General features: G+C 61.5%; 16 protein-coding genes. 12 read left to right on the forward strand and 4 right to left on the reverse strand.

Annotation, left to right across the window (positions count from 1 at the left end; translation table 11 throughout):
- Positions 1-29 precede the first annotated feature (29 nt).
- Genes B9A12_RS04685 through B9A12_RS04705 form a run of 5 tightly spaced genes read left to right on the forward strand, consistent with a single transcriptional unit; the run spans position 30 to position 6792 of the window.
- Positions 30-1307, forward strand: a complete 1278-nt coding sequence (locus B9A12_RS04685; protein WP_084056721.1) for a hypothetical protein — start codon at positions 30-32, stop codon at positions 1305-1307.
- A 7-nt stretch (positions 1308-1314) separates the two neighbouring features.
- On the forward strand, positions 1315-2685 hold the full coding sequence (locus tag B9A12_RS04690) for an amidohydrolase family protein (RefSeq protein WP_084056722.1): 1371 nt from the start codon (positions 1315-1317) through the stop codon (positions 2683-2685).
- Positions 2679-3128 carry a 4Fe-4S binding protein gene (locus tag B9A12_RS04695; protein WP_084056723.1) on the forward strand — a complete coding sequence of 150 codons (450 nt, stop codon included), beginning with the start codon at positions 2679-2681 and terminating at the stop codon, positions 3126-3128. The genes B9A12_RS04690 and B9A12_RS04695 overlap by 7 nt, the downstream gene beginning before the upstream one ends.
- Positions 3129-3161: 33 nt before the next feature.
- Positions 3162-3647 (forward strand): 4Fe-4S dicluster domain-containing protein, encoded by a 486-nt coding sequence (locus B9A12_RS04700; RefSeq protein WP_084056724.1) that lies wholly within the window; start codon positions 3162-3164, stop codon positions 3645-3647.
- Positions 3640-6792 (forward strand): FAD-dependent oxidoreductase, encoded by a 3153-nt coding sequence (locus B9A12_RS04705; RefSeq protein ID WP_084056725.1) that lies wholly within the window; start codon positions 3640-3642, stop codon positions 6790-6792. Before B9A12_RS04700 ends, B9A12_RS04705 begins: the two co-directional genes overlap by 8 nt.
- 174 nt (positions 6793-6966) lie before the next feature.
- Here B9A12_RS04705 and B9A12_RS04710 read toward each other — a convergent pair whose 3' ends face one another.
- The gene (locus tag B9A12_RS04710) at positions 6967-9654 is read right to left on the reverse strand and encodes a 1-acyl-sn-glycerol-3-phosphate acyltransferase (RefSeq protein ID WP_084056726.1); all 2688 of its coding nucleotides are present in this window, start codon (positions 9652-9654) and stop codon (positions 6967-6969) included.
- Between the two features lie 116 nt (positions 9655-9770).
- Here B9A12_RS04710 and recN point away from each other — a divergent pair, with 116 nt between their 5' ends.
- On the forward strand, positions 9771-11459 hold the full coding sequence (gene recN / locus B9A12_RS04715) for a DNA repair protein RecN (RefSeq protein ID WP_084056727.1): 1689 nt from the start codon (positions 9771-9773) through the stop codon (positions 11457-11459).
- Here recN and B9A12_RS04720 read toward each other — a convergent pair.
- Positions 11426-11599: a helix-turn-helix domain-containing protein gene (locus tag B9A12_RS04720; protein WP_212636825.1), complete on the reverse strand. Its 174-nt coding sequence runs from the start codon at positions 11597-11599 to the stop codon at positions 11426-11428. The genes recN and B9A12_RS04720 overlap by 34 nt on opposite strands.
- 619 nt (positions 11600-12218) lie before the next feature.
- Here B9A12_RS04720 and B9A12_RS04730 point away from each other — a divergent pair.
- The 3 genes from B9A12_RS04730 (at position 12219) to B9A12_RS04740 (ending at position 13304) form a co-directional block, all read left to right on the forward strand.
- Positions 12219-12458 (forward strand): type II toxin-antitoxin system Phd/YefM family antitoxin, encoded by a 240-nt coding sequence (locus B9A12_RS04730; RefSeq protein WP_084056729.1) that lies wholly within the window; start codon positions 12219-12221, stop codon positions 12456-12458.
- 19 nt (positions 12459-12477) lie between these two features.
- Entirely contained in the window at positions 12478-12840 is a 363-nt protein-coding gene (locus B9A12_RS17860; RefSeq protein WP_084056730.1) for a PIN domain-containing protein, read from the forward strand.
- A gap of 209 nt (positions 12841-13049) precedes the next feature.
- The gene (locus tag B9A12_RS04740; protein WP_139796490.1) at positions 13050-13304 is read left to right on the forward strand and encodes a hypothetical protein; all 255 of its coding nucleotides are present in this window, start codon (positions 13050-13052) and stop codon (positions 13302-13304) included.
- Here B9A12_RS04740 and B9A12_RS04745 read toward each other — a convergent pair.
- Positions 13271-14719 (reverse strand): sigma-54-dependent transcriptional regulator, encoded by a 1449-nt coding sequence (locus B9A12_RS04745; RefSeq protein WP_084056732.1) that lies wholly within the window; start codon positions 14717-14719, stop codon positions 13271-13273. The genes B9A12_RS04740 and B9A12_RS04745 overlap by 34 nt on opposite strands.
- Complete coding sequence (locus tag B9A12_RS04750; RefSeq protein ID WP_084056733.1) at positions 14716-17277, reverse strand: c-type heme family protein; 2562 nt, start codon at positions 17275-17277, stop codon at positions 14716-14718. The genes B9A12_RS04745 and B9A12_RS04750 overlap by 4 nt, the downstream gene beginning before the upstream one ends.
- A 629-nt stretch (positions 17278-17906) precedes the next feature.
- Here B9A12_RS04750 and B9A12_RS04755 point away from each other — a divergent pair.
- From B9A12_RS04755 to B9A12_RS04765, 3 genes are read left to right on the forward strand one after another with little or no spacing between them, the layout of a single operon-like run.
- A complete protein-coding gene (locus B9A12_RS04755; RefSeq protein WP_084056734.1) occupies positions 17907-18113 on the forward strand; it encodes a hypothetical protein in 207 nt (68 codons plus the stop codon).
- Between the two features lie 7 nt (positions 18114-18120).
- Positions 18121-18372, forward strand: a complete 252-nt coding sequence (locus B9A12_RS04760; protein ID WP_084056735.1) for a DUF5395 family protein — start codon at positions 18121-18123, stop codon at positions 18370-18372.
- A 46-nt stretch (positions 18373-18418) separates the two neighbouring features.
- Positions 18419-20011 carry a putative sulfate exporter family transporter gene (locus B9A12_RS04765; protein ID WP_084056736.1) on the forward strand — a complete coding sequence of 531 codons (1593 nt, stop codon included), beginning with the start codon at positions 18419-18421 and terminating at the stop codon, positions 20009-20011.
- Positions 20012-20047: the final 36 nt, after the last annotated feature.

Consider the following 20047-nt stretch of genomic DNA (forward strand, 5'->3'; position numbering starts at 1 on the left):
CGGATTACGGACCGACCGAAGCAGGAACCATGGGTGAGCAACGGTTGACATCCCAAGTGTGTTGCGGCTGCGCGTGCCTTTGTGATGACATCGACCTGGTCGTGCGCGACGGGCAGGTGGTTGAGGCGGCGAACGTCTGCCAGTGGGGATTGGCGCGATTTACGGGTGACAAGAAGTATGGCGCAGGGCTTCCCAGGAAGCGATGCCGCGGCCCTCGCGTCCGCACGGGCGCAACCTCCTGGTCGCCTACCCACCTGGAAGGCGCCCTGGATGCCGCCACGGAGATCCTGGCGAAGGCCTCCCGGGTGGTGGTCTATGGACTCTGCCAGCTCTCCCAGCAGGCCATTTCGGCCCTTCTGGACCTGCGCCGCGGCCGGCCGACTCTCTGGATTCCTTCCGAAGGCCCCCTGTGGGAAACGGCCTTGCACATCTATGGCCAGCACCCTGTTCCCATGACAACCCTGGAGGAAGTGCGGAACCAAGCCGATTTCGTGCTCTTTTGGGGAGCCAATCCCCTGAGGAGCTGCCCGCGGCTGCCGGCCCGCTACGCCCTGTTTCCAAGGGGCCGGTTTACGGAACGGGGCCAGGAGGATCGTCGCGCGTTTACTGTGGACATTCAGCACACGGAAATGGAACGCATCACCCCGCTGCTGGTGGTTCGCCCCGAAGAGGAGCCCGAGCTGGTGGCGGGGCTTCGAGCCGCCTGGGAGGGGCGGTCCGACCCGCGGCCCAGCGGCGTTTCTCCAAAGGAGGTCAAGAAGGTCCTCCAGGCACTGGAACAGAGTTCGTATCGGGTGTTCTTTGCGGGACGGGGAACGACCCATAACGAGGCGGGCGGCGCTCTTTTGGAAGAGCTGTGTTCCTGGGTGGAGGAACTGAATCGCCAGGCCCCCACCTTCTTCATGCCCCTGGCTTCCGATTTCAACACCCTGGGCTTCATCCGCCAATTCGTGACCTGCGGTGGTCTGTCCCGTCCCGAATGGTCCCTGGAGGGAGACGTGCGCCGCTGGGAACCCAGACCGGGGGACGTGCTTTTGTCCGTTTCGGGGGACTGCTTTTGGTTTTTGACCGAACAGCAGAAGGACTCCATCGGGCGCCTGTCCATTCCCACGGTGGCCGTGTCCACCTACGAAACCCAGACCACGGCCGAGGCTCAAGTGGTGATGGACGTGGGACTTCTGGGAATCGACACATCAGGGGACGCCGTTCGGATGGACGGCGTGGGGGTGTGCGTGGAGCACATCCGCACCGCCGATCAGCCCTCGGACGTGGAGATCTTTCAACAATGGCTTCGCTTGGGACCGTGAGGCGCTTATGAGCAAAGGGGCGATCCTGCTTCGATCCGGCACCCTCTATGACCCCGCAAGCGGCCGTTACGGGGAACGCGCCGACGTGGTCCTTCTGGACGGACGGGTGGCGGACCCGAAAGAGGCGCCATCGGTGGACCGGGAGATCGACGCCCGCGGTTTTCTGGTCACGGCCGCCGCCATGGACCCTTGCGCCCACATGGCCGTTCCCGGTGCCTGGACGCTGTGCGCCGCCGGGATGATCCCCGACGCCTTTTCGCTGGCCGAACGCTATGCCCAGAGGGGATACGGCCATGTCCATGAGCCCTGGGCCATGCCCGTTTCTTTTAGAACCGTGCGCGGCGACTGGGAGCGGATTCCGGCCTTGGACCGTTCCATCGGGCTCGCCCTGCCTGTCTACGATCTGGCGATCTGGGTGCAACAAAAGGATCCGGACGGCGCCCGCCAGGCCCTTGCATGCCTGACGAATCGGCTCCAAGGCCGCGGATTCTTTCTTCCGGAACCGGGGATCCGCTACCGGCTGGAGGTCTACAAGCTCAAGGAAAAATCGCCCGCCGAAGCCCTCCGCTTTTTCCAGGAAGTTCTCGAGGGCATGCCCGGACCGCTCGTCATCCCGGCCGCCCAGATGGAAAAAGACCACATGCCGGGCCTATTTCCCGGCGTGCACCTGCAGCGGCTCGCGTCCAGCTCGGACCTGTCCCCCTTCGATGATGTGGCGCATGGGCACCAGGGTCCCCTCCCCTTCACCTTCGACCTGGGGCTCCCCTGGCCGGATCCAGGTCTGGCCTTCACCTGGACGACTCCGGAAGGCCCCCTGGGCCCCTGGTGCTGGGACGTGGGAGCCCCGCTCCTGCTGCAAGCCGTTGTCACGGAACCCAAGGATTTCCGAAATGAGGCCCGCATCCTTTCCTGGGTGACGGATAGGACGATCCACCAGGCGTCCCTGTCCTGCCAACATGCCAACCTGGCCCTTATTGCCAACTGGCGAGGCTTGGTGGAGGCCGTGGTGGAAACCTGGGGGGTGGAAGGCTGGTTTCGCCTCACACGTCTCAACCCCGCCCGGGCCCTCGGGTTCCAGGACCGGGGCCACCTGAAGCCCGGCGCCCGCGCCAACATCGCTCTCCATCCCGAACCCTGCGACGACACGCCGGCCGACTGGGCCGACGCCCTGAGCCGCTGTCATCGGCTCTTCATCGGAGGCCGAACGGTCTATCGCGACGATCGGGGCCTGGATCCTTCCCGCCCTGGGCGCTTTTGGCCCCAACCGGCGGAATCGGCCCACCACGCCGATCTGGCCTTTCTCGAAGACGGTATGAGCCTGCGGGCTCGGACCATTGAACGCTTCGCCGGGCCGTGGAAAGGGGACGTTCTGTGCTGAAGAAGATTGTGGAATGTCTGCCCCAAACGGACTGTCAGATGTGCGGCATGACCTGTGCCGACTTCGCCGGCTTCCTCCTTTCCGGAGACCTCACGACGGCCGAATGCCCGGTCCTGCAGGAGCCGGCCTACGCGGAAAAGGCGGCGGCCTTGCAGGAGCTGTTGGCTTCACTGGCCCGGCGCGCCAAGTCCGGGCACCTCATCGACGTGAGCAGGTGCAACGGGTGCGGCATTTGCGTGATCGTCTGCGAATACAACCTGGCCAACAGCGCCGCCTGCCGATTGGGCAAAGGTCCGGCTGCGGACGAGAAGGTGGCCCTGCGGGTCGTCAACGGCCAGGTTGTCCTGGCCGATGAAAATTTGTGTACGCGCCTGTTGCAGGCGGCCGACAAGTGCAGCAAGTGCCAGGACCATTGTCCCACGCAGGCGATCGTCTTGGTGTGATGACCCTAACCACAGCACACAGCGGAAGCGATCATGGAAAAACAGGTGCTCGATCTGGACCTCCACAAGGGGGATAGGAGCTTTGCCGACGAGGTGTGCGCCAGCCCCGGGGGCGATACCCTGTCTTTGTGTTTTCAGTGCGGCATCTGCACGGGCACGTGCCCGGTGAGCAGCGTGGACCAGGAGTTCAGTCCCGCTCGTATCGTCCAGTGGGTGCGCATGGGACTCAAGGAGACGGTTCTCCAATCGCGGCTCATCTGGTTGTGCATGCAATGCCACCGGTGTTCCTTCCATTGCCCCCAGGGGGTTCGCTTTGCCGACATCGACAGGGTGCTCCGCCAGATGGCAGTAGAGGCGGGGCACCTGGATCCCGCCACGGCGCAACGGATCGAACAGAGCGAGAGGCATCTGAGGCGATTGCGGATCCTCGTGCTGGAACGCTGCATGGCTCAGGATCCCTCCGATTCCTGTGAATTCGAAGACATGGTTCAGCACTCACTGGGGGAGATGAATGGGTGAGGGTCTCAACAGGACCGATCTTCCATCCGCCGGTGCACATCAGCGCATCGTGGTGGTGGGCGGCGGCGTGGCGGGAATCCATGCGGCGCTCCAGGCGGCCGACCTGGGCCATCCTGTGGTCCTGGTGGAAAGGGATTTGGCCCTGGGCGGGCACATGGCCCAGTTGGATAAGACCTATCCCACCCTGGACTGTTCCATGTGCATCCTGTCCCCGCGCCTCTACGCCATCAACCGCCACCCGCTCATCACGCTGCTGGTCCGCTCGCGCGTCGACGTGGTGACCGGATGTGCCGGTTCCTTCCGCGTGGGAATCACACAAAGACCCGGATACGTGGATCCGAACCGATGCATCGGATGCGGCACCTGTCATCGGAAATGCCCGGTGAAGGTCCCTGATCCCTTCAATGTGCATCTGGGCACCACCAAGGCCATCCGGGCCCTTTATCCCCAGGCCGTTCCCAGCGTGCACGCCATCGACCCGGATCATTGCCTGCATTTCACCCACGGTGTGTGCCAAAAGTGCGTCAAGGCCTGCCCCGCCCAGGCCATCGACTTCGACCAGAAGCCCCGTTTCTTGGAGCTGGAGGCCGGCGCCGTCATTCTGGCCGGCGGATTCGACCTGTTGGATCGCCACAGCTTGGCCACGCCCCAGTGGCTGGAACTGCCCCAGGTGATCACCAATGTGGCCCTGGAACGGTATCTGAGTTCCACGGGGCCCACGCGCGGCATCCTGGATCTACCGGGGCTCGACGGCCCACCGCGGCACATCGCCTTTGTGCAGTGTGCGGGATCCCGGGATCCCGTGCATGGAGTCCCCTATTGTTCCAGCTACTGCTGTTCGGCCACCTTGAAGCATGCTGCGATCCTGGCCGGGATGCCCCATGTGGAATCCGTCACCATCTGCGCCATGGACATCCGAGCCCACGGCCGCGAGTGCGAACCCTTCTTCCGCCGCGTGCAGGCCTTGGACAAGGTTCGGATCGTTCGAGGCAAGGTGGGCGAGATTGTTCCACTGAGAGATTCCGGTGGGTTGCAACTGCAGGGAAGCGACGGTGCCCGTCCGTGGACTGCCAAAGCGGACCTGGTGGTCCTGGCCATGGGCATGCGCCCGTCGGCGGAAGCCCAGGAAACGGCCGACAGACTGGGACTTCCCAGAGATTCCCTGGGCTTTGCAGCCATCAAGGCACACCATTCCGTGTCCACCCCCCGGGACGGCGTGTACGTGTGCGGAACCATCAAGGGACCCGAGAGCATTCCCACCACGGTCCAAGAAGCCTGCGCCGCAGCCATCGTCGCGTCCAAGCGGCTCCGTTTCAACGGCCTGCCGGTAAGCCGGCACGATCACGGGCCGTCGCTCCAGCCACAAGCACAAGGTCGAGAAGGAGCGGAGCGGGCCGCTTCCCGGACGCCGGAACAAGGCGGGGGGCACCAGGAGATCCGGATCGGTGTCTTCATCTGTCGCTGCGGAACGAACATCGCCGGCGTGCTGGACACGGCGTCGCTGGCCCAATGGGCGGCTCGCCTTCCCAGGGTGGCCCATGCGGAAGAAAATCTCTTCAGCTGCTCCACCGACGTCACCCGCCGAATGGCTGAAACGGCGATCCAAAAGAGACTCAACCGCCTGGTGGTCGCTTCCTGTTCGCCCAGAACCCACCTGGGTGTCTTTCAGGCGGTTCTTGCCAAGACGGGGCTTCCGCCCGGCTACGTGAGGATGGCCAACATTCGGGAACAGTGTGCGTGGGTCCACAAGGAACGGCCGCAGGAGGCGTTTCGCAAGGCCCAGGCCTTGATTGAGGGCGTGGTGGCCCAGGTGACGGCAAGTCAGGCGGCGCCCGTACAACACCTGCCCATCGCCAAATCGGCGGTCGTTTTCGGAAGCAGCGTTGCGGCACTGACCGCAGCCATCCACGTGGCCGATGCGGGCCACGAATGCCTCATCGTGGAAGCCGAGGAGCAGCTGGGAGGACGTCTACGCCACGCCCTCTGCTGCCGCCCCGAACTCAACCTGGACCGGCTCTACCGGTATTTTCTCGGCCGGGTTCGCACGCACCCCCGGATCCAGGTTTTCACCCGGGCCCGCCTGCTGTCCTGCACGGGATCCCTGGGCCGATTCGACCTCACATGGGAAGTCCAGTCTCCGGATCCAGAGAGTGGCCGCCGCCGGCTGCATCACCGGGCCGGTGTGGTCCTGATCGCCGTGGGAGCCCAGCCGCTCAAGCCCCAAGGGCTCTTCGGCTACGGCACCCATCCCGCCGTTGTCACGCAGGCGGAGTTGGCCGATCAATTGGCCCGGGGAGACTTGGACCTGGGCAGATCCGGGCGAGTGGCCATGATCCAGTGCGTCGGATCCCGCAACGACGAGCGCCCTTACTGCAGCCGTTCCTGCTGCCAGCAGGCGGTCTCCCACGCGCTGGAGATCAAGGAACGGCATCCCCACGTCCACATCTCCATTTTGTATCGGGACGTGCGCACCTACGGCACGGCGGAGCTCCTTTATGAAGAGGCCAGGAAGAGGGGGATCCAATTCCTGCGCTACGAGGAAGACCATCCCCCGCAGGTGGCGGCCACGCGTTTCGGGCGCCGATCCACGCTGGATATCCGCTGGCGGGATCCGGGATCCGGTCGGCGGCTTCACGACCGGGTGGATCTTCTCGTCTTGAGCTCCGCCACCGTGCCCTCGCCGGAGAACCGGACGTTGTCCGCCCTGCTTCGGGTGCCGCTCACCCGCGACGGCTTTTTCTTGGAAAAACACGTGAAACTGGCCCCTGTGGAAACGAGCGTGGAAGGGATCTTCATCGCCGGGCAGTGCCATTCGCCCAAGACGATCCCCGAGGCCATGGTTCAAGGGGATGCGGCCGCCGCCAAGATGCTGGCCGTCCTCAGGGCCGGGGAGCTGGAACGGCCTGCCTTTGTGGCCGCCATCGATCCGAGCCGTTGCAGCCGGTGTTTGAGCTGCGTGGCGGTTTGCCAGGCCCGCGCCATCGAGGTGCGCGGGCTGGGGCCCCCTCGGGTGGACCCGGGAGTCTGCCAGGGGTGCGGCGTGTGTGCGGCGGAATGTCCCGCCGGAGCGATCGATGTGGCCGGCGCTGAAGACAAGGCCTTGCGGGCGGGGCTGACCGCCATGCTGAGCTGCGGCTCTTTTTGAGCCTTGGAGGGGCGGGTTCAGAACCCGCCCCTACTGCGGCAAGGCCTGGGCAGCGCTCCAGGATAGCCTCCCAGACGAAGAGCGGACGCACGTTTTCTTTCAGCAGGAATCCTCTCCTGGAGCGCTCTCCTTGCCGGTACGGCTGGCCCCGAAGATGCCGAGCCTCCCGGTCCCCTATTGCAGGGCCAGATGCGGGGCGCGCATCAGGCGGCTGATCTGACGTCCATAAAACTGCACCAACTGCCGATCCCCTACAAACTCAAACTTTTCCACCGTCTTGTCCCGCCCCTTCGTCTCGTGGACGCGCCGCTCCAACAGGCCTTTTTCCACGTAGTAGGTGATGGCGTTTCGGCAGACGATCTTGGACACCGATTCCGGTCTTTCGATCAGTTCCAGCTTCAGGTTCTTTTCCCCGGCCGCCAGGATCTTCTTGACGAAATCCTTTTCGGTATAGGGCTTCTTTTCCACGTAGCGCATGCACCGGAGCACGAGCCAGTAGGTTTCGAAGAAGTTTCGTATGAGCCCATGCAAGGCGTGAGCGGCCGTGAGACCGCGGTGGGTGAGCAGATAGGGCTGATCCTCGGCGGGCTCCAGGTGGCGCAACCATCCGAGCCGTTCGAAGATGTCCAGCACGCGTTTGCCCAGCTGGGTATCCCTCACGTCCATGTCGTAGACGAATTCATACTTGAACAGATCCTTCATGAAGGCCATGTCTTCCAGGATCTGGCTCAGGCTGAACCGGAACGTCTCCTGGCTCAGGATGGACGTGGACACAAAGGCCGCCGGCAGCAGGAAGTGGATCACATTGTTCTTGTAGTACTCAAGCGCCAGCCGCTTGGAATCCTCCAAGGTGTAGACTTCATCTTCCAGATCGTCGTCCTCGTCTTTCAGGCGCTCCAGCATCTTGCTCTTGACCAGATCCCGGATGGTCTCGTCCAGCACCTGCTCGGAAAGACGGAAGGTGCGGGAAAAACGCACGTTGTTCTGTTCCAGATACCGCAGGAAGCTTTGGCTCGTGGTGAGCAGTTCCCCTTTGGAAACCCCGCGCCGGGATCGGCACAAGAGGGCCGCGGACACCAGGGCATGGGGAGTCACCAGGGACGCGTCGTTGATGGCGGAAATGATCCGATAGGCAAAATCCCGGTACATGGCATGGCGGAGTTTGCCGCTCATCTTTTCCAGGTCGTAGCGGTTCCGTTCCAGATAGCGCTGCAACGACATGGGTTCGGCGAACTGCACATACACCCGGCCGTATCGCTTCTTGAGAAAACGGCGGGCCCGAACCAGTTGCCCCAGGTTTTCATCCTGCTTGGCGCCTCCTTTGATCTCGTGGACGTACACCTCTTCTTCTGGAATGCGATCGTAGCAGATGGCCGTGGGCACGAAGACCAGATCGTCACAGAAGCCTTCCTGGACCGCCTGGATCAGGATGGACAGGAGTCCCAGCTTGGGCAGAACCATCTTCCCCGTGCGGCTCCTGCCTCCCTCAATGAAGAACTCAATGTTGTGCCCGCACTGCACCATGGTCTTGACGTACAGGGAAAAGACCTCGGCATAGAACCGAGCGCCCTTGAAGGTGCGCCGGATGAAAAAGGCGCCTCCGCGGCGGAAAATGGGCCCCAGGGGCCAGAACGAAAGGTTCTTTCCGGCGGCGATGAAGGGGGAATAGAGGTTGTTCGTGAAGAGAATGTAAGACAGGATCAGGTAGTCGATGTGGCTTTTGTGGCAGGGCACGTAGACGAGGGTGTTGTGGCGCGCGGCCTTTCGCACCCGGTTAAGGCTCGCCATGTCCACCTCGATCCCGTCGAACAGGTTGTTCCACATCCAGGTGAGCACCTTCTCGCCCATCTGGATCAGCGTATAGCTGTAATCGGCGGCGATCTCTTCCAGGTATTCGTCCGCCTCTTTTCGGATTTTCCAGACGGGCTCGCCCGAAGACTTGGCCCGGCGGCGCATGAAGGCTTCCAGCTTGGGATGGTGGAGGATGATCTCCTTGAGTTCCAGTTTGGTCTTGAGCTGGGGCCCCACAATGGCTCGGCGCACCTCGTCGATGCTTTCAATGAGCCCGCGCCGAAGTTCAAAGATCTGCTTTCGCCGTTCCCACAGATCCTCGGAGAGCTCCGTTTGCACCTCCTGCAGATTGACCGGCTCTCCCATTTCCATGACCGCGTAGGAATAGCTCCGGATGAAGGAGACCAGCTTCCTCAGAAGGCCCGGCCGTTCCGGGTTGCCAAAAACAATCTCCCCCAACCCCCGCCGCTGCTTGCCGGGATCCCGGCTGTAGAGCAGAATGAGCGGCACCACGTAGATGGGGCGATCCATCTTTTTCTGGATATCGAAAAGGTGCTCCAGCGGGTCGTTTTGCACCATGACCGTTCGCTGGTAATAGCCCTTTTCGCCCAGAAGGAAGAAGATCCCCGAACGGCCTTGTCTCACCAGCTTTTCATACTGGCCCGAGGTGTAAGGGTCCGGGATGCCGTCCCGGGTTAGAAACCGGGCGAAATTGTGCGCGATGAGCTTCAGGGTGTACCAGCGTTTCTGCCAGAAGTAGGGACGCAGATCGAACAGGAAGGTGGGGGCCGGAAGGCCCAGCTGGTGCAGCCGCAGGTTCACATAGACGAAGTCCAGTTGGGACCGGTACTTGAGGGCATAGACAACGGTCCCCTTCCGTGCCAAGGATTCCAGCATCTCCTGTTGGTCCTGGGGGATGGCCGTCTTGGCCATGAGCTTCTCAAAAAGGGGACGAAGCAGGAACTGGGGGCGTCCCGGAACGGAAAAACCGAAGGGATCCTCCTTGAGGCTCGATCCTTCCTGGGGGGCCGGAAGGAATCGCTCCTTGACTCTCTTCAGCCAGTTGCCCATGATGACATCCGTCCTTTCTCCGGCGTTGCTGCTGTGGATTGAGCAAAAGAGGTGAACTTAGCAGATGTTGAGGCGAGAGAAAACGTCTTTCCCCATCGTTCAAGAGAGCTCCCACCGTGCTCAGTGAATTGATCGTCCACAACTTTGCCATCATCCGCCGCCTGCACCTTTCCCTCGACCCGGGGCTGACCATTCTGACGGGCGAGACCGGGGCCGGCAAATCCATCCTGGTGGGCGCCGTCAACCTGGTTCTGGGAAGCCGGGCCTCCCAGGAGATGATCCGAACGGGCGCTGAAGAAGCCACGGTGGAGGCCATCTTCACCTTCGACAGCCCCGAGGTTCTGCGCTCCCGTCTGGCACCTCTAGGATTGGAACCCGCCACGGAACTTCTCATCAAGCGCACCATCACACGCAGCGGTCGAAACCGTGTCTTTATAAACGGTCAATTGTCCACCGTCCAGCAGCTTCAGGGATTGGCCCAGGGCCTCATTTCCATCTCCGGCCAGCATGAACACCAGACCCTGCTCGATCCAGAGGTCCATCTGGAGCTCCTGGACCGCTACGGGGAATTGGGCGACGATGCGGCCCAGGTGGCCCAGGCCTTCCAGCGGTGGGCCGCAAAGAGAGAGGCTCTGAAGCGGCTGCGCCAGATGAAGCGCCAACGGCAAGAGCAACTGGATTTCATGCGCTTCCAACTCCAGGAACTGGAAGCCGCCCAACTTCAGGAAGGCGAAGACGAGACCCTGGAGGCGGAACGACGGCTTTTGAAACATGCAGCAACTCTCCACGAAGCGGCTTCCGCCGCCTACGGCCTTGTTTACCGGGACCAGGGAGCGGTTCTGGAGCGGCTGGACGAAACCGACCGGCATCTGCAAACCATCGTGGACATCGACCCCAGCCGCAAAAGCCTTCAGGAATACGTGGAACAGGCTCGCATCCACATGGAAGAACTCAGCCACGGGCTCCAGGAGGTGCTGTCCTCCATTCGGTTCGACCCCGGGCGGTTGGCGCAGGTGGAAGATCGGCTGGCCGTTCTGGGCCGCCTGGCCAACAAGTACGGCCCCTCGGTGGCGCACATGATCCGAAAGCGAGACGAACTGCGCCAGGCACTGGCCTCCGATGGGGAGGTGGAATGGGAAGAGTCGCAGCTGGAAAAGGAGATCGCCGCCGCCTTCCACACCTACCGGGAGCTGGCTCGGGCGCTTTCCCACAGACGCAAAGAAGCGGCCGAACGCCTCCAGGAGGATGTGGAGCGGGTTCTGGCCCGTTTGGACCTTCCTCGGGCCCGTTTCCAGGCCGCCGTCCAGCCGCCTCCCGACCGGGACCTGAAGGCATGGGAAACGGCGGCCACGGCCCGGGGCGTGGACCGGGTGGAATTCCTTCTGTCGGCCAACCCGGGTGAGGACCTCAAGCCCCTGGCCAAAGTGGCCTCCGGCGGCGAGCTCTCGCGGATTCTCCTGGCCTTGAAGACGCTTCTCAGCCACCAGGGGGAAGCGGAAACGCTGGTCTTCGACGAGGTGGATACGGGCATCGGAGGACGCACGGCGGAGCTGGTGGGACGTCAGCTCCAGCAGCTGTCGGAACGGTTTCAGGTCCTGTGCATCACGCACCTACCCCAGATCGCCTGCTTCGGCCGTCACCATTTCCGTGTCCACAAGGAAAGCGATGCGGACTCCACCCGCACCTCGGTCACCCGCCTGGACGACCGGGCACGGGTGGAGGAGCTGGCGCGCATGCTGGGAGGCGTCACCATCACGGAAAAGACGCTGGATCACGCCCGCGAGTGGCTGGAAAGGGCGCGATAGTCTTCGGAGCGGATCCCGTACCGGCGCATGATCTTCTGAAGGGCGGCCCGGGTGAGCCCGCTCATCTCCGCCGCCCGCGATACGTTGCCCTCCGTGCGTTCCAGCACATCCCTCACGTACCGGACGGTGAACTTTTCCACAACCCTTTTATCGCGCCATAGCGCCCCAGACACCATCGGAGTCCCGAGGACAGTCGGCTTTGCCTAAACTGAGCGGTTTGCCAGCAAAACAACCCACCTAATGAGCTAAAGGTAGGGTCTAGTGAAGTTATTCATGCAACACATACTGCATGCTTTTAACCCAAAAGGTAGATCGTGTTATACTTCAGATGGAATTAGAAGTTTCCTCTGAATCTGTTAACTGCACAGACAGAGAGGAGGAAAACGAGATGTAGGGGCACGGCGGCGCCGTGCCCCTACCGTGGAACAATCCGGCAAACCGTTGCCCGGTTCCATCCCCACAATCATCCGTGCGTTCAAATCCGCCGTTACCCGGCGTATCAACGGCCGGCAGGGCACATCGGGGGGTGTTGTGTGGCAACGCAACTATTACGCGCACATTATCCGTGATGAGAAATCCGTGAACAGGGGCACGGCGGCGCCTTGGAGATTCACATAGCAACAACGACAATACGGTCGAGAAGAGGGTTCGCCACGTGATAGCCAGAATCCGCAAGCGCTATCATTTGATCATTATGAAACCCGCTTGACAAAGTGGTCTGGTCTGGTCAGGCTATATAAAGGAGCAGGAGGTCTTGCGATGCAGATTACCGATATTTCCAAGGCAAAGGCGCAGTTGTCGGCATTGGTTGAAAAAGTCATGGCCGGAGAAGAAGTGATTATCGGCAAGGCCGGAAAGCCGGTGGCCCGCCTTGTAAAGTATGAGAAAAGCCGCCAGCCGCGCCGTCCCGGCGCCTTAAAGGAAAAGATTAAAATCGCGGATGACTTCGACGTGCTCCCGGATGATATGGCCGAAGCCTTCGGCATGGTGAACCAATGAATCTGCTCTTGATACGCATGTGCTTCTGTGGTGGCTGGACGACAACCCTTCCCTATCCGATGCCGAACGAAACGCTATCGCAGATCCCGATAACCTTGTCGTTGTGAGTGCTGCCGCGATCTGGGAAATACGGATCAAACAGGCGCTTGGAAAACTGGAAATTCCAGCTGATTTTTACCCCGTCCTCAAAGATCAGGGCTTCGAGCTTTTGCCCATCACCGCTGATCATGCTTATGCGGTTGGCGCTCTCCCAATGCACCATCGCGACCCCTTTAACAGAATGATGATCGCCCAGGCTCAACTGGAAAGATTGTGCATCGTCACCCGCGACAGCCTGTTCCACAGATATGATGTTTCCGTCTTCGGCGTCACCATGGATTGAGTCCGTAACCGAAAGCCTCTTCACCCCTTCCAATGGCGGCCAAGGTGCACCTGGACGGCACGGAAGGTGTGATGGTGGAGTCCGAGGCAGTGAACAGCGCTTGGCATCCTTGAGCTAGGGGCCGGAGGAAGCCATCCTCTCGCCGTCGGCCTGATTTTAAAGCACCGCGGGTAAGGTCGCTCCCAAGACTGGGGGTGCCCCCGAAGGGCTTGGTCTCCACACCATCTCCGCCCTGCCGGTCTTTTTTCAATAGGCAGTGCATCACGCACCTACCCCAGATCGCCTGCTTCGGCCGTCACCATTTCCGTGTCCACAAGGAAAGCGATGCGGACTCCACCCGCACCTCGGTCACCCGCCTGGACGACCGGGCACGGGTGGAGGAGCTGGCGCGCATGCTGGGAGGCGTCACCATCACGGAAAAGACGCTGGATCACGCCCGCGAGTGGCTGGAAAGGGCGCGGTAGTCTTCGGAGCGGATCCCGTACCGGCGCATGATCTTCTGAAGGGCGGCCCGGGTGAGCCCGCTCATCTCCGCCGCCCGCGATACGTTGCCCTCCGTGCGTTCCAGCACATCCCTCACGTACCGGACGGTGAACTTTTCCACAACCCGTTCCTTGGCGTCCTTGTAGGGCATGAACCGCCCGTCGTCCGGTTCCAAGGCGTCCGTTCTTTGGCCGTGGCAGCCTTCGGAGGCCGCGTCCAGCCGTCGCAAGTCCTCGTATCGAATCACGTCTTCAGGAGAAAACATGACCGCCTGGCGCACCACGTTTTGCAACTGGCGGATGTTGCCCGGCCAATCCCTTTCCATGAGCGCCTCCAGAGCGTTTTCGGAAAAGCGCTTCATCGCAACGCCCATTTCATCGCAGGCCATGCGCACGAAGTGGGTGGCCAGCAGCGGGATGTCCTCCCGGATCTGGCGAAGCGCCGGCGTTTGGATCGTCACCACGTTCAGGCGGTAGAAGAGATCTTCACGAAAAGTGCGCTCCCGGATCTTTTGCTCCAGATCCTGGTTGGTGGACGACAGGATGCGAACGTCCACCTGCTTGGCCTTCACGTCCCCCAGGGGCCTGATCTCGCCCTCCTGAAGGGCACGCAACAGCTTGGTCTGCACGCTCACCGGGATGTCGGCGATTTCGTCCAGGAAGAGCGTTCCGCCGTGGGCCTCTTCGAAGATGCCCCGATGATCCCGGTCCGCCCCGGTAAAGGCACCTTTCTTATGGCCGAAGAGCTCGCTTTCCAGCAGATGTTCCGGGATGGCCGGACAGTTGATGGAGATGAGCGGGCGCCGGCGACGTCGGCTCAGGCTGTGCACGGCCTGGGCCACCAGCTCCTTTCCCGTGCCGCTTTCTCCCCGGATCAAGACCGCGTAGTCGGTGCGGGCCACGGCCTGAAAGCGCTCGTACAGACGCCTCATGGGGACCGACTGGCCCACGAACTGCCCAAGAGGCGGCTTTTCTTCTGCCCGCCGCCGCAAGTTGAGGTTTTCCCGGATCAGGCGATTCCGCTCGATGGCCTTTTCCAAAACGCGGATCAGGGCCTGCCTGTCGAAGGGCTTGGTGACGAAATCGTAAGCCCCCTTCTTGATGGCCTCCACCGCCACTTCGATGGTTCCATAAGCGGTCATCATGACCACCGTGAGCCACGGGTCCTTTTGGCGAAGCGCCTGCAAGACCTCCAGGCCGTCCATTTCCGGCATGCGAATATCCAAAAGCACCACATCGTAGAGTTCCGCGTCCACTTGTGCGACGGCCTCCGAGGGGCGACACGTGGTCTCCACCGTCACGTGGGGCATCTCGTAGCCCAGAAGGCGCTGAAGGCCCGTCAGCATATCCTCTTCGTCGTCCACAATGAGCAGTCTCGCCTTGTGCACGTTGCTCATGATGGCTTCCTTTCCCGCGGCAGGCGCACCATGAATTCCGTCCACTGTCCCGGTTCACTCTCCACGGAGATGTCTCCCCCGTGGTCCTGCACGATCCCATAACTCACCGAAAGGCCCAGGCCCGTTCCCTCCCCGGGACTCTTGGTGGAAAAGAAAGGATCGAAGATCTTGTCCCGAATGGCCGGGTCGATGCCAGGGCCATCGTCCCAAACGCGCATTTCCAGGTCATCCCCATCGCGACGGGTGGTAACGCGCACCAGCCCACGACCGTTCACGGCCTGGCGGGCGTTCATGAGCAGATTGACCACAACTTGCTTGATCCGTTCCACATCCAGAGGGATTTCCGGCAGATCGTCGGCCAGGTGGAGCTCCACCCGGATCCCCCGCTTTCGAAACTGGTGGCCCATCATCTGAACCACTTCTTCCACCACCTGGTTCAGGGAAGCGGGCCGGGGCTCGGTGCCGGCCTGGCCCCGGGCGAACTTGAGCAGATCGGAAAGGATCCTCTGGCAATTGAGGGCATGTTTTTCGATGATTCCCACGTCCTTGAGCCCCATGGGAAAGTCGGCCATCTGCCGCTTCAAAAGGTCCGTGTAGCAGAGTATCACGCCCAGCGGGTTGTTGAGTTCGTGGGCCAATCCCGCCGTGAGCTGGCCCAGGGCCACAAGCCGTTCCGTCTGTTGGATCTTTTGCTCCACCCGTTTCTGATGCGTGATGTCCTTGGCATACTGGATCAGCCCATCCACTCGCCCCGATTCGTCCAAAACGGGATAGAGGTGGATCAGGTACACCTCCCCTTGCCGGTTGTGAGCCTCCTCCGTTTTGGGTGTGCCGGTGCGAAGCACCTCCTCCAGACTGCTTGGGGAAAAGGCACACCCTCCCTCCACGTGCACCTCCGTGCACCGCCGGCCCGTCACCTGCTCCATGTCCAAGCCGAACCGCTGGAGAAAGGCCTTGTTCACCATGCGGATACGCCCTTCCCGGTCCAGCAGCACGAGCATATCCGTGATGCCGTCCACCACCGTCTGCAAAAGCTCCTTGCTCTGCAGCAGTTTTTCCAGGTTGTTCAGGCTTTCCAGGGCCACTCCGATCTGGCGGCCGATGGAAAAGAGCAGCTCCTGCATTTCGGGCTTCACACCATCCAGATCCACCTGGTGGAAGGTCATGACGCCCAGCACCCGGCCTCGGCAGCACAGGGGAATGTTGAGGTGGGCCGCCCCCTCCGCCTCCTCGCAAAAGCTCACCTGACCGCAGGCGGCCTCATTGAGCGATGTGGGATAGTCCGGGTGGTCTTCTTCCAAAATCAGCGCGCATCGATCGGCGTCAAATTGCAGGACCGGAAGGGGATCGTCCACATTGTTGGCAATCTGAAGCTCCAGGCGGTCCGGGTTTTCCTTGAGCAGGTAGATGGCGGCCCCGTGGGCCGGAACGATCTCCAGGGTCCTTTCCAGCACCTCCGGCAAAATATCACTCAAACGCCTGGCCTGGGTGGTCATTTCGGCGATGCTGTTGAGCGTCTTCAACTCCCGGTTCCGTTGGATGACCTGCCGGCGGAGCCTTTCCTGGGATCGTTGCAAAGCCCGAGTCCGATCAGCCACCATGCTCTCCAGGTTTTCGGAGTGGAGTTCCAGGCGGCGCCGGGCTTCGTTGAGACGGCCCACCATGGTCCGGGCCAGGATGGTCAGTTCCTGGATCTCATCGCGGGTCTCCATGGATTGAGCCAATTCCCTCTGTTCCGCGTCGGTCCACAGCCCCCGCTGGAAGATACCCAGAAGGTCTTTCAGGTTGTGGACCACCACCCGGTTGAAAAAGAAACTCAGCACGGCATAGAGCAGCGCCACACAAACAGAGCCCACCATGCCGACGGACAAGGCCATGCCCTTGATCTTGGCCATGGCCACTTCCACCGGGATTCCCACTCCCGTCACACCCGCCACGTCCCCCGGCTCTCTTCCAAAACCCCGGTCCTTCCCGTAGCGGTCCACAAGGGCCTGGGGGGCCTGGGATGGGTCCCCGTGACAGTGCATGCAGCTCTCCTGAAAGTAGACCGGCTTGAAGCGGTAAAAGTAGGAGATCCCGTTCAACTTGACGATTCCGTGCCACTCCGTTCGGGAACGGTCCGTTTCGAAATAGCGGATCATCTCTCGTTCCAACGGATTGGCTTCGCTGCTGGGATTCCGGGCATTAATCGCCACTCGCCGATAGGCATATTCGGGAAGCGTCTTCCGGAACCGGTCCATCACCGCCCGACTCACGTAGGAGGTGGACATGGCCTCCAGGACGAAGGCATCCTCACCCAGGACCTCATACATCTTGGGCCGGAGAACGTGGCGAACGTAATTGCGGTTGGCCTCCACGGCCGCCATCACCATTTCGGACTTGTTGTAGGCCGTCTCCGCCAGCAAGTTCTTTTCCTGGACATAGAGAAGCGCGGCTAACAGCACGCAGAAGACAAGCAGGATCAGCGCTGTGCCGATCAGAAACTTTTGTTGGATACTCAGCGACCAACGCCTGGAGACCGAGCGACCGCTCGTTTCATGATGTTCGGGACTGTTCATGGGCCACTCCTGAGCTGGAAGGCTGTCTGACACGGCCCCAGGGGCTTTCCACAGGAGCCGTCTTGCGGGCGATTGGGATCACGGCCGTGGTCGATCCCTCCGGCACCATCCGTCCGCCCCTTCCCCCAGGGCGCACGCCCTTCTTACCGAGAACCCCAACGGCCCGTCCACCGCCAGGACCACCCCCACCGCAAGTCCGCGCGGGATTCTATAGCGAACGCAGGCCGCAGAAAAGATGGAAGCACCTGAGGTGTCAACTCTCGGAGGCAGTGCCAACGCCCGGAGGCACTTTCCCGTGGGTCCCCGTCCCAGGGCATGGGACCTTCCGTTCTTTTTCTCACACAAAAACAGCCGTTTGCAAGATTCCTGCCCATGCCCCCTTTTCTGGCATTTTCTTTGCCCATTTGCAGATCCGGGCCGGGTCTCGGCCCATGTTCCGGATCCAGACCAGGGCTAGAACCCTGGGGGACGCCCCGAGCCTTCAACCGGGCCCAACAGGCAGGACATGGGCTGTTTCCATCACAGGCGGGATGGCCGAAACCCGTCTGTTGGGGCGCTGCCACAAGGCGGGGGGCAGGCAATGAGGTGAGTCATCGGATTCAACAACATTCAGAAAAGGAGGTCGAACCATGGCACAAACCGGAACGAAAGATCCCATGGACAAGAGCGCAGGGACCGGGTCCCTCACCGGATCGGCCCTGGAAGCCGAGGACGTGTTGGCCGGGGCGGAAGAATGGGCGCCCATCGAAACCAAACTGGTATTGTGGTCGTTTGCCATTGCGGCAGTCGCACTCATCATCGGGCTGCTTATCGTTCCCACTTCGATTTTCCATTGAGGCGATCATGAAAACCATCCAATTCTCCCTGACCCACAATGGGCGGGAATGGGTCGCATCCAACCGGGCCATCACCCTGTCGGCTCCAGAGCTGGAAGACCTGGACGCCAAGGTGCGCAAAACCTTGACGGAGCAGGGCCTCGTGAGCTCGGGGGAAAAGGCCAAGGTTTGGATGGCCTTCGACATGTCGACCATTCCCCAGTGGATCCGACAATATTCTCAGCACTACTTCAATCGGGTGATCTGGGTAAACGGCTAGGCGAACCATAAGACGACGAAGCGTTTATCTTGAAAGGAGATGCAACATGACCCAGGACCAAAGAAGATGGTACACGGGCATGCTGACCCAGGAGGACTGGTGGGCGGTCTGGCTGGGTCTGGCGTTTTTCTTCCTCTCCCTAGTCAACATCGCGGGCATCGATCTGGTCGGGTGGATCACGTACCCCACCAGCTGGGTGTTCTCTCCGGAGGGCAAGAAAGGGGCCATCAGCGGGGCCTTCTACGCCCTCGGCAAGAAGTACAGCGTGACGGCCAAGGACTTCTACGCCGGCTTGGGCTGGTGGAGTGTGATCTGGACCTACGTGATTTTCACCATCGCCACCTGCATCGGCGCGGCCTGCATGAAGTGGAACCTCAAGAGATTCTTTGCCGGCTGGACCATCATCTACTTCCTCACCATAGCCTGTTGGTTCGTCGGTCACCATGCCTTCATCACCGCCAACAAGATGAAGATGCACAAGTATGGGCTCAATTTCGCCTTGTCGCTGGGCGGCGGCGGCTCCTTTATCCTGGCCCTGATCGTGGGTCTGATCATCGGCAACTTCTTTAAGGGATTCGCCGAGTTTCTCACGGAGGCGGCCAAGCCCGAATGGTACATCAAGACGGCCATCGTCACCCTGGGCGTCAAGCTGGGATACCTGCCCATCAAGATGTCTTCCATGTCCCAACACCTGGGCAAGCAGGCCGCTGGGCTGACCTTCGATCTCTTCCTGGCCGGCTGCATGGCCACTATCGTGGCCTACATGATCTTCTGGCCCGGCGTTTACATTATCGCCCGGAAGATCTTCAAGCTGCCCCGTAAGACCGCGGCTGTCCTGGGTTCCGGCATTTCCATCTGCGGCGTGTCGGCGGCCGTGGCCACCGGCGGGGCGGTGCGGGCCCGACCCGTGGTCTCCATCATGGTCTCCGCCCTGGTGGTGGTTTGGGCCGTCATCGAGCTGGTGGTGCTCCCGGGATTGTTCACCCATGTGTGGCCGACCACGAACGATCCGCTGGTGGCCGGAGCCGCCATGGGTATGTCGGTCAAGACCGACGGGGCGGACGCCGCAGCCGGAGAGCTCATGGACGAACTCATGCGCAACAAGATCGAAGCGGACTCCAACGGCAAGGTGCAGTGGCCCTCGGGCATCATCACCTCCAGTGCGGTGATGACCAAGGTGTGGATCGACATGTTCATCGGCATCTGGGCCTTCGTGCTGGCCATGGTGTGGGTGTATAAGATCGACCGGGTTCCCGGGGAGACGGTGCCCGCATCGGAAGTGTGGCACCGGTTTCCCAAATTCGTTCTGGGCTACTTCTTCTGTTGGTTGTTCCTTCTGGCCATCTACTTCGGACCTGGAAAGAGCGGCGCTCCGGAAGCCATGCCTTTCCTCAAGTCGGTCAAGGCAGGAGCGGTTCCCATCGAGAAGGGCATGCGGAAGCTCTTCTTCATGCTCACCTTCTTGAGCCTCGGCGTCATCACCGACTTCCAAAAGCTCAGGGAAGCCCAGTTCGGTAAGATGGTTTGGGTCTACTTCGTTGCCCTGTTCCTGTTCATCGTCCCGGTGGCGGCCATCATCGCCTATCTGTTCCATCACGGGATGCAGATTCCCAACATCGCCCAGTACGCTAAACCGTAAGCTGCGAGCTCGGCACCGGCCGAACCTCTCCGGTTC

Origin of the sequence: Desulfacinum hydrothermale DSM 13146 (assembly GCF_900176285.1) — a bacterium.
In the GTDB taxonomy this organism is placed as follows: Bacteria; Desulfobacterota; Syntrophobacteria; order Syntrophobacterales; family DSM-9756; genus Desulfacinum; species Desulfacinum hydrothermale.